General features: G+C 70.0%; 9 protein-coding genes. 8 read left to right on the top strand and 1 reads right to left on the bottom strand.

Annotated elements, in window-relative coordinates; translation table 11 throughout:
* The first annotated feature begins 249 nt into the window (after positions 1-249).
* Both ETD86_RS33540 and ETD86_RS33535 read left to right on the top strand, forming a co-directional pair.
* Positions 250-876 (top strand): hypothetical protein, encoded by a 627-nt coding sequence (locus tag ETD86_RS33540; protein WP_246148590.1) that lies wholly within the window; start codon positions 250-252, stop codon positions 874-876.
* Between the two features lie 199 nt (positions 877-1,075).
* Positions 1,076-3,082 carry a chaplin family protein gene (locus ETD86_RS33535; RefSeq protein WP_138670660.1) on the top strand — a complete coding sequence of 669 codons (2,007 nt, stop codon included), beginning with the start codon at positions 1,076-1,078 and terminating at the stop codon, positions 3,080-3,082.
* Between the two features lie 143 nt (positions 3,083-3,225).
* On the opposite strand, the gene ETD86_RS33530 is transcribed toward ETD86_RS33535, so the two are convergent.
* Positions 3,226-3,411: a DUF5703 family protein gene (locus tag ETD86_RS33530; RefSeq protein ID WP_090772450.1), complete on the bottom strand. Its 186-nt coding sequence runs from the start codon at positions 3,409-3,411 to the stop codon at positions 3,226-3,228.
* A 190-nt stretch (positions 3,412-3,601) separates the two neighbouring features.
* On the opposite strand from ETD86_RS33530, the gene topA reads away from it, so the two are divergent.
* The 6 genes from topA to ETD86_RS33500 all read left to right on the top strand — a co-directional run bounded on the left by topA (position 3,602) and on the right by ETD86_RS33500 (position 13,176).
* Positions 3,602-6,292: a type I DNA topoisomerase gene (topA, locus tag ETD86_RS33525; protein ID WP_138670659.1), complete on the top strand. Its 2,691-nt coding sequence runs from the start codon at positions 3,602-3,604 to the stop codon at positions 6,290-6,292.
* A gap of 14 nt (positions 6,293-6,306) precedes the next feature.
* Positions 6,307-7,593, top strand: a complete 1,287-nt coding sequence (locus ETD86_RS33520; protein WP_138670658.1) for a metallophosphoesterase — start codon at positions 6,307-6,309, stop codon at positions 7,591-7,593.
* Positions 7,594-7,659: 66 nt separating this feature from the next.
* Positions 7,660-8,217: a helix-turn-helix transcriptional regulator gene (locus ETD86_RS33515; protein WP_246148587.1), complete on the top strand. Its 558-nt coding sequence runs from the start codon at positions 7,660-7,662 to the stop codon at positions 8,215-8,217.
* Positions 8,218-8,701: 484 nt separating this feature from the next.
* The gene (gene tmk / locus ETD86_RS33510; RefSeq protein WP_138670657.1) at positions 8,702-10,747 is read left to right on the top strand and encodes a dTMP kinase; all 2,046 of its coding nucleotides are present in this window, start codon (positions 8,702-8,704) and stop codon (positions 10,745-10,747) included.
* 222 nt (positions 10,748-10,969) lie between these two features.
* Positions 10,970-12,142, top strand: a complete 1,173-nt coding sequence (locus tag ETD86_RS33505) for a DNA polymerase III subunit delta' (protein ID WP_138670656.1) — start codon at positions 10,970-10,972, stop codon at positions 12,140-12,142.
* 23 nt (positions 12,143-12,165) lie between these two features.
* Complete coding sequence (locus tag ETD86_RS33500) at positions 12,166-13,176, top strand: permease-like cell division protein FtsX (protein ID WP_211370477.1); 1,011 nt, start codon at positions 12,166-12,168, stop codon at positions 13,174-13,176.
* Positions 13,177-13,366: the final 190 nt, after the last annotated feature.

Genomic DNA, 13,366 nt, shown 5'->3' with positions numbered 1-13,366 from the left:
GGGCGGGGGGCTTCGATGGCGGTCTCTTGGCGTGGGTGCCGGGGTGATGGGGTGGTTGAGGTGGGTTTGCGGCATGGGGTGTTGGTGAATTTCTGGGGCGTACGTGAAAAGCGGTTGCGGCAACCTTGGGTGCTGCTACGGTTACGGACCGTTGAGGGGTGAGTCCATGGACCGGCCCCACCATCGTGGGACCGGTTCGGGAATTCGGGAGGTCAAGTGGTGCGCGCGACGGTGCGGCGGTTGAGGGAGATGTCCCTCGCCGTGTGCCGTCCGCCCATGGCCGTCCCGGGGCAGGACGCGACTGACGATCGGGCTCACCGGATGGCGCGGTTCGCGGCCGGTGCCCGTCGGGTCGTCGTGCGGGCAGCCACGATCGGTGCCCTTGCGGTCGCCGGCTGGCTGCTCGCTGTTCTGTTCGGCATGCTCACCGCTGCTCCGGCGGCTGCAGAAGCCGCCGCGACGGCGAATTCCGCCGCGGACGCCACCGCGACAGCGAATTCCGCTGCCGCGGCAGCCCCGGATGCCGGTGCGGCGGTGGCCGGCGACTCGCCTCAGGAGTTCGCACCCCATGCCCTTGTGGGCTCGGACGACGGCTCGGCGTCGGACAACGCCGAGGCCATGGCCGGGCGCACGGTCGACGGGCTCAACAGCCAGCGGGATCCTGGCCTTCCATCACCGTCCACCGCCGGAAAGATCCTGGACACCAACGGCTTGGTGCCCAACGGCGGTGGCAGCGGCCCGTTCGGGTCCGCCACGGGGGACATCGCGAGGTCAGTCTTCGACCCGCGGCTCCAGGCGCGGCGTGCTGTTCCGGCGTACGTGCCGCCCCCGGTCGTCCGCACAGCGGCGGACGACCCTTCTTTCTCACCTGACTGACCCCCGCCTTCACATCACACTGGTCGCATCTTTCATGCGACAGCGGCGGAGCGCGGCTTGATCCCCTCCGCCGGCGGATGACACGTCAGTCAAACCGGTTCGCGGATCCGAGGTCTCCGCTGTGCGTGAACCTCACCCGGTCTCGGGCTGCCCGCGATCCGTTCAGGTATCCCCCCAAGAACCACTAGGAGCATTCATCATGCGTACGTGGGCCAAGGCATCGACCCCTGCCGCCCTTCTCGCGGTGGCGGTCATGTCGTTCGGCGGCGGCACCGCCCTCGCCGACACCTCAGGCGACGGTTCCGTCGGCGGCGGCAACCAGGTCGACCTGCCGATCTCCCTCCCCATCGACATCAGCGGCAACGCCGTCGCGGCGGCCGGCTCGGCAGAGGCCTCCTCGCAGGGCGGCGCGGAGGTCGTCAACGACGGCAGGAGCGGCATTTCCAGCAGGACCTCTGGCGACGGTTCGGTCGGCGGTGGCAACCAGGTCAACGCTCCGATCAGCGCCCCGGTCAACGCCTGCGGCAACGCGGTCTCGCTGTTCGGCAGCTCCGACGCCGGCTGCAAGGGCGGCGCGACCGTTCGCAACCAGGGCAAGGGCGGCGCGGGCGGCAACCGTACCTCCGGGAAGGGGAGCGTGCTCGGCGGCAACCAGGTCGTCGCGCCCATCTCCGCTCCGCTGAACGCCTGCGGCAACGCGGTGGCGATCTTCGGCGACGCCACGGCGGGCTGCAAGGGCGGCGCGAACGTCCACAACACCGGTACGGGCGCCGGCGGCAACCGCACCTCCGGTGACGGAAGCGTGCTGGGCGGCAACCAGGTCGTCGCGCCGATCAGCGCGCCGGTCAACATCTGCGGGAACTCGGTGGCCGTGTTCGGGCGGGCGTTCTCGGGCTGCAAGGGCGGCTCTTCCGTGAACAACGGCGGGCCGGGCTACCGCAAGCACCACATGAGCGCGGGCAACGACACCGACGGGCGCTTCGGGGTGGGCAGCGGCAACCAGGTCGTGGCCCCGATCAGCGTGCCGGTCGACGTCTGCGGCAACGCCGTGGGCAACGCGACCGCGGGCTGCGACGGCGGCGCCTCGGTTCGCAAGGCGGGCGCCGGCGGCAACCGCACGTCGGGGCGCGGCGGGGTGCTGAGCGGTAACCAGGCGGTCGCGCCGATCGCCGCGCCGGTCAACATCTGCGGCAACGCGGCCGCCCTGCTCGGGCACGCCTTCGCCGGCTGCAAGGGCGGCGCGAAGGTCCACAACTCCGGCGCGGGCGGCAACCGTACGTCAGGGCAGGGCGGGGTGCTGAGCGGTAACCAGGCGGTCGCGCCGATCGCCGCGCCCATCAACATCTGCGGCAACGCGGCCGCGGTGCTCGGAGCGTCCGAGGCCCACTGCAAGGGCGGAGCCGGCGTCTCGCAGCGTGGCGGCGGCGGCAACTGGACGTCCGGCAGGGGCGGGGTGCTGGCCGGCAACCAGATCGTGGCGCCGATCGCCGCGCCGGTGAACGTCTGCGGCAACGCCGTCGCCGTCCTGGGCGACGCCGCGGCCGGGTGCCTGGGCGGGGCCCACGTCGGCAAGCCCGGGCACGACGGCCCGTACCGGTTCTCCCACGCCGGCGCAGGCAAGGCCACCGCCGCGAAGAGCGGTCTGCTGCCCACGCTGGCCGCCGTCCCGGCTGTCGGCGGTCTCCAGGGCGTTCCGGCCGTGGGGGCGCTGGAGAGCGCGCCGGCGATCGGGTCGCTGCAGGACGTCAACGGTGTCACTAGGCACGTGCACGACCTGGCGGGCGGTGCCCAGCTGCAGGACGTCGCCGGGCTGACGCAGCAGGTGCCGCTGGTCGAGGACGCCGCGAGGACGTTCGGCCTGCCGCAGCTGCCCGAGCTGCCCGGCCTGCCCGGCCAGGCGCAGGCGCCGGCCAAGGCGGCGAAGACCGCGCACACCGGCCGCGCCGACCGCGGCTCGTCGGCCCGCTCGTCCTCCCCGCTCAGCCCGGCGACCGACCTGGTCTCCTCCACCCCGGTCGGCGGCGCGGTGAACTCCGTCACGCGCGGCCTGCCCGTCGGCGACATCGGCCTCATGAGCGCCGAGCAGCCTGCCGGCTTCACCGGGATGAACCCTGGCTCGCTGCTGGCCCTCGCGCTCGGCGCCATGTTCGCCGCCTCGGCGACGCTGTTCGCGTCGGCCCGCCGTATCCGGCTCGTCCGCAAGTAGCCTCTTCCGGCCTGCCCGGAAGTGAGGGAATCGGCGAGTACGTATACAGATACGGCTGCTGCTCACAGCCTGTGAGCAGTCAGCGATAGATGCTTTGCCCGTTCCGGGGGCGCGGCCCGGGGCGGGCAAAGCCATGTCCGCGCTCAAAGCGTGCGGCGTACCCGCATGACCTTGCGGCGCAGCCGTACGTGCCGGCTCCCGTCAGGGTGTACGCGTACGCGCGCGAGCTCCCACTGACCGTACTCTGCGTGTTCGGTCAGCAGTTGACGTGCTGCTTCGCGAGTGAGGTCGCGCGGTATGAAGATGTCCATGTAGGAGTAGTCGAGCACAACGATTAGTCTCCAGGGTGAGTCAGGGCGCCATGCCGCTCGATGGGGCTTATTCTGCGTGCTTGTGGGTGGACCCGGAAGGTAGTGGGTAGCCCGGGGGAAGGAAATTTCCGCGAGTCGGGTTACCTTTCAGTCTGTGCCGACTCCCGGCAGGGGGATTTTGCAAGCGAACAGCGAGGTAGGAAGCAGCGTGCCAGCCAAGAACGGCAGCGCCGGCGGAACACGCCTGGTGATCGTCGAGTCGCCCGCCAAGGCGAAGACGATCGCCGGGTACCTCGGGCGCGGCTACATCGTCGAATCGAGCATCGGCCACATCCGCGACCTGCCGGAGAAAGCCGACGACATCCCCGAGAAGTACAAGGGGGCGCCATGGGCGCGTCTCGGGGTGAATGTCGAGCACGAATTCGAGCCGCTGTACGTCGTCAACCCCGACAAGAGGTCGCAGGTCGCCAAGCTGCGGCAGCTGCTGAAGGACGCCGACGAGCTCTATCTGGCCACTGACGAGGACCGCGAGGGCGAGGCCATCGCCTGGCACCTGCGGGAGGTGCTCAAGCCCAAGGTGCCGGTGCACCGCATGGTGTTCCACGAGATCACCCCGCAGGCCATCCAGGACGCCGTGGCCAATCCGCGCGACCTCAACCTCCGCCTCGTGGACGCCCAGGAGACCCGGCGCATCCTCGACCGGCTCTACGGCTACGAGGTCAGCCCCGTCCTGTGGAAGAAGGTCAAGCCCCGGCTGTCGGCCGGCCGCGTCCAGTCCGTGGCCACCAGGCTGGTGGTGGAGCGTGAGCGGGAGCGCATGGCGTTCACGCCTGCCCACTACTGGGACCTGCAGGCGCTGTTCGACACCAACAAGCCGGAGGAGCGGCCGCGCGACTTCACCGCGACGCTGACCCAGGTCAACGGCAAGCGGGTGGCGCAGGGCCGCGACTTCGCCAGCACCGGGCAGCTCAAGAACGCCGACGTGCTGCACCTGTCGGAGGCGGCCGCGGGCGAGCTCGCCGGCCGGCTCCAAGGGGTGTCGTTCGCGGTCAGGTCGGTCGAGCGCAGGCCGTACACGCGTAAGCCGTACGCGCCGTTCCGGACGACCACATTGCAGCAGGAGGCCAGCCGGAAGCTGGGGTTCTCCGCGAAGTACACGATGCAGGTCGCCCAGCGGCTCTACGAGAACGGCTTCATCACGTACATGCGTACCGACAGCATCACGCTGTCGGAGACGGCGGTGGCAGCCGCGCGGTCACAGGCGATCAAGCTGTACGGCCGCGAGTACGTCCCGGACAAGCCCCGCGTCTACAGCAGCAAGGTCAAGAGCGCGCAGGAGGCGCACGAGGCCATCCGGCCCTCGGGCGAGGCGTTCCGGACGCCCGGCGAGACCGGGCTGTCGGGCGACATGTTCCGCCTGTACGAGCTGATCTGGCAGCGTACGGTGTCCTCGCAGATGAAGGACGCGGTCGGCGAGTCGGTCACGGTGAAGGTCGGCGGCAGGTCGGCGGCCGGCGAGGACGTCGAGTTCAGCGCGTCCGGCCGGACGATCACGTTCTACGGGTTCCTCAAGGCGTACGTCGAGGGGGCGGACGACCCGTCCACCGACCGCGACGACTCCGAGAAGCGGCTGCCGAACCTGGCCGAAGGCGACCCGCTCAGCGTGACCAGGCTCGACGTGGCCGGGCACTCGACCAAGCCGCCCGCGCGTTACACCGAGGCGTCGCTGGTCAAGGAGCTGGAGGATCGGGAGATCGGGCGGCCGTCGACGTACGCCTCGATCATCGGGACGATCCTCGACCGCGGCTACGTGTTCAAGAAGGGCACGGCGCTGGTGCCGTCGTTCCTGGCGTTCGCGGTGGTCAACCTGCTGGAGCAACATTTCGGCAACCTGGTCGACTACGACTTCACGGCCGAGATGGAGAAGGTGCTCGACGACATCGCCAACGACCGGGCGGAGCGGGTGCCGGAGCTGCAGCGGTTCTACTACGGCTCCGACGGCGACGAGGGTCTGAAGGAGATGGTCACCGACCTCGGTGACATCGACGCCAAGGAGATCAGCTCGTTCCCGGTCAGGGGATCGGACATCGTCCTGCGGGTCGGGCGCTACGGGCCATACCTGGACAGGGACGGCGCCCGGGTCAACGTGCCCGAGGACATGACGCCTGACGAGCTGACCGCGGACAAGGCCGAGGAGCTGTTCTCGCGGCCGACGGGCGACCGGGAGCTGGGACACGACCCGGTGACCGGGCACATGATCGTGGCCAAGGACGGCCGCTACGGGCCTTATGTGACGGAGGTCCTGCCCGAGCCGACCGTGGACGAGGAGGCTCCCAAGCGGCGGACGAAGAAGGCCGACGCGCCGAAGCCCCGTACGAGCTCGCTGTTCAAGACGATGTCGCTGGACACGATCACGCTCGAGGACGCGCTCAAGCTGATGTCGATCCCCAGGCTCGTGGGCGAGCTGGAGGGCGAGGAGGTCGTGGCGTACAACGGGAAGTTCGGCCCCTACCTGAAGAAGGGGACGGACTCGCGTTCGCTGGCCTCCGAGGAGGACCTGCTCACGGTCACCATCGACCAGGCGAAGGAGTTGTTCGCGCAGCCCAAGCAGCGCGGGCGGCGGGCCGCGGCCGCGGCGCCGCTGCGCGAGCTGGGCGACGACCCCAACTCCAAGAAGCCGGTCGTGGTCAAGGAGGGGCGGTTCGGCCCGTACGTGACCGACGGCGAGACCAACGCCTCCCTCCGCAAGGGAGACACGGTCGAGGACATCACGATCGAGCGGGCGGCCGAGCTGCTGGCCGAGCGGCGTGAGCGGGCGCCCGCGCCGAAGAAGGCCACCACCACCAGGAAGGCTCCTGCGAAAAAGGCTCCCGCGAAGAAGCCAGCGGCCAAATCGTAAGTAGCATCGAATACGTGGTGGTCCTGATCTTCGTCGGCCTCGTCCTGCTGGCGCACTATTACCTCTGGCACCGGTTGGTGCGTTCGACCACGGGCCCCGGGCGGCTGCGCAAGGCGCTGACCTGGGGCATGGTGGGTCTGTTCGTGCTGGTGGTGGGGACGTTCGTCAGCACGCGGATGGAGCTCGGGCACTTGCTGGCCTGGCCGGGGTACATCTGGCTGGCGTTGCTGTTCTACCTGTTCCTGTTCTTCGTGCTGCTGGAGATCCCGCGGGCCGTTGCGGGAGCGTTCCTGCGCCGGGCGGAGCGGAAACGGGCACGGGAGCCCGAGCTCGGGGCCGAGCGGACGCCGGAGCCCGAGCCCGTCGCGGTCCGGGTGAGCACCGCGGCGGCGGTCGAGGACGCCGCGCCGGTCGAGGCGGTTTCGCCCGTCGAGACGGTCCCGCCGGGTGCGGCCCCGCCGCCTGCTCCGCTGACCAGGCGGGTGTTCCTCGGGCGCGCCACCGCCGCCATCGCCGGGGCCGGTGCGCTGAGCGCGGTCGGGTACGGCGTCCCGAACGCCCTCGGCGATCCCGTGATCGAGCGGGTCAAGGTCACGCTGCCGAACCTGGACCAGCGGCTCGGCGGCCTGCGATTCGCCGTGGTCAGCGACATCCACTTGGGGCCGCTCACGGGCAAGGCACACACCGAGCGCATCGTCCGCATGATCAACGGGCTCCAGGCCGACGTCGTGGCGATCGTGGGCGACCTGGTGGACGGGTCGGTCGCGGAGCTGGGCGCGCTGGCGCAGCCGCTGAAGAGCCTCGAATCCCGCTACGGGGCATATTTCGTGACCGGCAACCACGAATACTTCTCCCCAGGCGGGTTCGCCGAGTGGATCGAGGAGCTGGGGCAGCTCGGCGTACGCCCGTTGCGAAACGAGCGCGTGGAGATCAGGCATCAGGGCGCCGTGCTAGACCTGGCCGGAGTGAACGACCTCAACGGGATCTCCCAGGGCGACGGCCCCGACTTCGACAAGGCGCTCGGCAACCGCGACACCAGCCGGTCCACGGTGCTGCTCGCCCATCAGCCGGTCCAGGTGGACCAGGCCGCCCGCCATGGCGTGGACCTGCAACTGTCCGGGCACACGCACGGCGGCCAGATGGCGCCGTTCAACCTGGTCGTGGGGTTGCAGCAGCCCGTGGTCTCCGGCCTGGCCACGGTGGACGGGGTGCAGGTCTACGTCACCAGGGGGGCCGGGTTCTGGGGGCCGCCCGTACGCGTCGGCGCCCCGCCCGAGATCACGATGCTGGAGCTGGCTTAGCGTAATTGAGTGGCTACGATACGCCATCGTGCCGTAGTATCCCTTCGGATACCCCCGGAGGTGGGCATGGTGTTTTCGCCGATGGAGACGGTGCTGGCGTCCGACGTCGCCACCTGGGCCGAGCGTGGTGGGCTTCTGTTCAGGCAGGCAAGACACGCCGCGAGCATGAACCAGAAGGCGCTGGCCAGAGTGAGCGGCACGTCCAGGACCACGCTGTCGGCCTACGAACACGGCAGGAAGTCGCCGACGCTGGAGACCGCGGGACGCATCCTGGACGCGGCGGGATTCCGGCTGGTGCTGGAGCCCAAGGTGGAGTTCGCCACCCGGGCGAGCGGCGACGGTCGCCCGTTCCACGTGCCGAGCCGGCTGCCGCGGCCGCCGGTCGCCGCGGCGCTGGGGGTCGCGCGGGTGCGCGATCGAGATTACGACCTGGCTGACCGGGACGAGCGGCGAGCGGCCTACGCGCTCCTGCTGCGGGAGGGCAGCCCCCAGGAGTTGCTCGATCACGTGGACGGGGTGCTGCTGGCCGACCTCTGGGAGGAGCTGGATCTACCGCTTGATATCCGTGGCGCGTGGGAGCCATTGGTGGAACAGGCTCGACATGGGGCGGGAGTTATCAATTGACGGTGTTTTCGGGGGACTCTTCGAGGTGTGTAACCTGCGCGCGAGGGTGCGCACGTAATACTCTCGCCACGAGCCGCCGGGAAATACCGGGGCGTCTCGTGCCCCGACCGCTTTCGCCTGACACCTGGATACGCTGAAATCGTCGCTCGCTTCCCCGGTCTGAAAGGCTGGGGCCTGCCCCGCCGAACGGGCGGGCCGGAGTGACCCGACCCACCACCCATGGGGAGGTGACCTTGGTGGCTACGTTGGACACACGTCAGCAGATCCACTTCGCCGTGCTTCCTCAGCGGCGGACCGCGAAGTCCGCGCCGGCAGACAACCCCCGAACGGGGACGAAACGGGACGCGGACGCCTATGGGCAGCGGGGTGTCCAACGGCTCCTGACGACGGCGCCCTTGCCGGGGGGCCGTCCTTTCCCTGTCCCGCTTTGCGGTAGTACGGTTCCTCTCCGGCCTGAAGGCCGGAGTATCCACGGAGAGGTCCGATGACAGCCCCTGGCCGACGCCGCCCCACCCACGTGCTGGCCAACGCGCCGTTCCGACGGCTCTGGACGGCCATGTCGGTGTGCAGTCTGGGTGACTGGCTCAACATCCTCGCGCTGACCGCGCTGGCCGCGAATCTCACCCAGGGCGACGACTACCGTGTGCAGTCGCTGGCCGTCGGCGGCGTCTTCGTCGCCAAGATGTTGCCGGCCGTGCTGCTCGGGCCGCTCGCGGGCGTGTTCGCCGACCGCTTCGACCGGCGGCTGACGATGTTCACGGCGGACCTGGCCAGGTTCGCCGTGGTGTTGTCGATCCCCATCGTCAACAGCTACCAGTGGGTCATCGTGGCGACCGTCCTGGTCGAGTGCGTCAACCTGTTCTGGGTCCCGGCCAAGGACGCCACGGTGCCCAACTTGGTGCCGAAGGAGCAGCTGGAGTCCGCCAACCGGCTCAATCTGCTGGTCACGTACGGCAGCGCGCCGGTCGCGGCCATGCTCTTCGCGGCGCTCTCCGTGGCGGGCGACCTGATCAGCACCATCGTGCCGTTCCCGGCCGGCCGGGACGCCACCGGGCTGGCGCTGGTCGTCAACGCGTGTGCCTACCTCGTGTCGGCGTTCCTGATCTTCACGTTGCGCGGCATCCCCAAGCGGGACGGCGCGATCTCGACGCCTTCCGTGCTCAAGCAGATCGTCGAGGGCTGGCGGTTCGTCGGGCGCAACCGGCTGGTGCGGGGCCTGATCATCGGCATGCTCGGGGCGTTCGCCGCCGGCGGAGCCGTGGTCGGCGTGGCCAAGATCTACGTGCTGACGCTCGGCGGCGGCGACGCAGCCTACGGTGTCGTGTTCGCCGCGGTCTTCGTCGGCATGGCGCTGGGCATGTTCTTCGGGCTCCGGCTGCTGCGCGAGTTGTCGCGGCGACGGCTGTTCGGGCTGGCCATCACGGTGGCGGGGCTGGTGCTGATCGCGATCGCGCTGGTGCACAACCTGGTGATCGTGGTCATGCTGACCGTGCTGCTCGGGGCATGCGCGGGGATCGCCTGGATCATCGGCTACACGTTGATCGGGCTGGAGGTCGAGGACGCGCTGCGGGGCCGTACCTTCGCGTTCCTGCAGTCGACCGCGCGTGTGACGCTGCTGCTCGTGGTGGCCGTGGCCAGCCCGCTGGCGGCCCTGTTCGGCGTGCACCAGCTGCGGGTGGGCGAGATCGCCTACCGGTTCGACGGGACCAACCTGGTGCTGGTGGTCGGCGGCGCGCTCGCGATGACCGTCGGCCTGCTCGCGCTGCGACACATGGACGACAGGAAGGGCGTCCCCCTGGCCGCGGACCTCATCGCCGCCGTACGCGGCGAGCGGTTCCCCGCCGAGGCGGCCGAGCACGTGCCCGGGCTGTTCGTGGCGTTCGAGGGCGGCGAGGGGTCGGGCAAGACGACCCAGTCGCGGCTGATCGCCATCTGGCTGCGCGACCAGGGATACGACGTCGTGCAGACGCGCGAGCCCGGCTCGACCAAGGTCGGCATGCGGCTGCGGGCCATCCTGCTCGACGCGGCCGAGCGCGGGCTGACGGCGCGGGCCGAGGCGCTGCTGTACGCCGCCGACCGGGCCGAGCACGTCGAGAAGGTGATCAGGCCGGCGCTCTACCGGGGCTCGCTGGTGATCACCGACCGGTACGTGGACTCGTCGCTGGCCTACCAGGGGGCGGGGCGGTCACTCGAGCCCAAGGACGTGTCCAAGATCAACGCCTGGGCGACGGGTGGGCTCGTGCCGCATCTGACCGTGCTCATCGACACGCCACCCCAGGTGGGGCTGACCCGGCTGGGTGGGGCGGTGGACCGGATCGAGGCGGAGCCGCTGGAGTTCCACGAGCGGGTGCGCAAGGAGTTCCGCGCGCTGGCGGCGGCCGCGCCCGAGCGTTACCTGGTGGTCGACGGCACGCAGCCGCTCGAGGCGATCACCCGGCAGATCCAGGACCGCATCCGCGACATCCTGCCCGACCCGGTGCCGAGGGAGTCGGAGGACGCGACAGGCACGATGCCGGCCATCCGCGATTGACCCACGGCCACGCTGCCCGACCGTCCCCCACCGATCCTTCGCGCGGTAAACGCACACCGGCGTGGCCTCGTCGCCTGCCGGCGGTGGCCAGGAAACGATCCGATGGAAGCCGAAGCCGCGTCCGTCCGGCAAGCCGGACACGTCACAACCGAGACGCACAGTTCCACCTGTGAACCGCAGGCTCGCATAGCGAGCGCCGGCGACAGTCCATACCCTTACCTCGTGACAGTTTTCGATGACCTCGTCGGGCAGGACAAAGCGGTGGCCGTGCTGTCGCGGGCCGCAGCAGCGGCCGGAGAGGTCGTCGGCGGCGGGCGGGGCGCCGGCATGACGCATGCCTGGTTGTTCACCGGCCCGCCGGGCTCAGGGCGGGAGGACGCCGCCCGTGCCTTCGCCGCCGCGCTCATGTGCCCCGACGGCGGCTGCGGCCACTGCGACCAGTGCCACCAGGTGCTGATCGGCTCCCACCCCGACCTGGAGTCCGTACGCCCAGAAGGCCTGTCCTACAGCGTCAAGCAGACCCGCGAGCTCATCCTGCGCGCCGCCGGAGCGCCGACGCAGGGGCGGTGGCGGGTCATCCTGTTCGAAGACGCCGACCGGGCCACGGAGTCCGCCGCGAACGCCCTGCTCAAGGCCATCGAAGAGCCTCCACCCCGTACGGTGTGGCTGTTGTGCGCGCCCGGCCTCGACGACCTGATGATCACCATCAGGTCGCGGTGCCGGCTGGTCACCCTGACCACGCCCAGCACCGAGGCGGTCGCCCACGTGCTGGCCACGCGGGAGAGCGTGCCGTGGGAGGACGCCAGGTTCGCCGCCAGGGCCGCTCAGGGGCACATCAGCAGGGCGCGGGCGCTGGCGCTGGACGAGGGCGCCAGGCGGCGCCGCGAGGCCGTGCTGAGCATTCCACGCTCGCTCACGGGGGTGGGGGAGTGCGTGACCGCCGCAGAGCGTCTGGTGAAGACGGCGGAGGAGGAAGCGGCCGCGGCCACGGCCGCACTCAACGAGAACGAGACCACGGAGCTGCGCAAGCTGTACGGCGAGGGCTCCACGGGCAAGGGACTCAACCGCGGGCTGGTGCGGGGCGGGGCCGGGGCGCTGAAGGAGCTGGAGGACCGGCAGAAGTCACGGGCCACCCGGATCAAGCGTGACTCGCTGGACTCGGCGCTGCTCGAGCTGGTGTCGTTCTACCGGGACGTGCTGTCCATGCAGTTCGAGGCCCCGGTGGAGCTGGCGAACGACGACATCAGGTTCGATCTCGATCAACTGGCCAAGCGGTCGACGCCTGAGGAAACACTGCGGCGGGTTGACGCGATCATGCAGTGCAGGGAACGGCTCGCGGCCAACGTCAACCCGCAGATCGCGGTCGAGGCGATGATGCTGGCCCTGCGTGGCTGACATTTCAGCAGGTGAATGAAGGCGTGAACAGGGTGGGCGGCGGCGTGGTCCGGGCGAAGTCCCGGCGTTCGTGGTTGTGGAGCGGCGCGGTGGCGTCCGTCGCGGTGCTCGTGGCGGCGGCGGTCGTTGCCAGATCGGGAGATGAGCCCCGAGCGGCGGCGGTCGTCGCCGGATCAGAAGGTGCGCCGGGAGCGGCGGTGACGCCCGGTCCTGCGGCCACGGCGGTCGATCAGTGGGAGTTCGTCGTCTTCCTGTGCACGCCGTCCTCGGCGTACTGCCGTAAGCGCGGTGCCACGGACAGGCAGCGGGAGGCGCTCCAGACGCACCTGGAGGCCATGCCGGAGCTGACCGGGCTCCAGTTTCTCGATCGCGCCGCCATGTACGCGGCCTTCCGCCGCGATTTCGCCGGGCACGCGCCCTTGCTGAAGAAGGTCAAGCGCACGGATCTTTCTGAGTCGTTCCGCTTCAAGGTCAAGCAGGGGACGGACCGGGACCGGGTGAGAAGCGACATCTTCGGGAGACCTGGGGTCGGCTATGTCGCGGATCTCGCAGAGGTCCATGGCGACCCCATGGCCGTGTCGCCGGAGTGGGACGCGGTCGTCTTCATCTGCGTGACGGGGACGGCCATGCCTGCCTGCGCGTCCGGCCGAGGCAGGAAGAACAAGAAGGCCGCGACGCCTGGCGAGAAGAAGGCGATCGTCGCGGCCCTCGACCGGACACCCGAGGTGGTGTCGTACGTCTTCGAGGATCAGAAGACGGCCTACCGGAAGTTCGCCGAGGACTTCTCGCACAAGCAGGAGCTCGTCGACGCCACCAAGGTCGCGGACATGCCGGAGTCGTACCGGCTGAGGCTGCGGCCCGAAGCCGACTGGAACGCCCTGACCGCCAGGCTGGCGCGGATGCCGGGTGTGTCGCAGGCGTACAACCAGAGGTGCGCGGACACCAAGGTGAAGCTGGTCGAGGAGTACGGATTCGACGACGTGCCCGGGGCCGGCGTGGTCGACGAGAAGGCGTGCGCTCCCGGTACGGGATAGGCGGAAGACAGCCCCGGTGACCGCGTGCCGAGCGCCGACTGTGGACTGCGCCCGCCGGACAGCAAGGTGTGCCGGATCGGCGGATAACCCGGGAATGCACCCGTCACCTCTGACCTTCCTCGCGTGGACCAACGTACTGTGGCATGGAAGGCCGAAAGGACCCCTAGGTCGTCAGGAGGCGAGCTCTAGC

The organism is Nonomuraea turkmeniaca, from assembly GCF_005889735.1.
In the GTDB taxonomy this organism is placed as follows: Bacteria; Actinomycetota; Actinomycetes; order Streptosporangiales; family Streptosporangiaceae; genus Nonomuraea; species Nonomuraea turkmeniaca.
Note: the sequence above shows the minus strand (reverse complement) of the source record. Positions and strands in the feature narration are given on the sequence as shown.